Genomic DNA, 340 nt, shown 5'->3' with positions numbered 1-340 from the left:
CGGCGCCAACGGCCTGGGCCTGCCGGTCAACCGCCCGCGCAGCGAGGTCAATACCGTCAACCAGGACGGCGCGCTGAACGCCGGACACAGTACCAGCGGGGTGAACTACCAGCCGAGCCGGCTCGATCCGCGCGAGGAGCAGGCCAGCGCCCGCTACGTGCGGACCCCGCTGAGCGGCACCACCCAGCAGGCGAAGATCCAGCGCGAGCAGAACTTCAAGCAGACCGGCGAGCTGTTCCGCTCCTACGGCAAGAAGGACCAGGCCGACCTGATCGCCAGTCTCGGCGGGGCGTTGGCGATCACCGACGACGAGAGCAAGTACATCATGCTTTCCTACTTC

Annotated in this window: 1 pseudogene; it reads left to right on the top strand. The window is 67.4% G+C overall.

Annotated elements, in window-relative coordinates:
• A pseudogene (locus tag ACQRBV_RS27555) lies at positions 1-340 on the top strand (catalase); the annotation flags it as partial.

Source organism: Pseudomonas sp. R11F (genome assembly GCF_050312575.1).
GTDB lineage: Bacteria > Pseudomonadota > Gammaproteobacteria > Pseudomonadales > Pseudomonadaceae > Aquipseudomonas > Aquipseudomonas palleroniana.
Note: the sequence above shows the minus strand (reverse complement) of the source record. Positions and strands in the feature narration are given on the sequence as shown.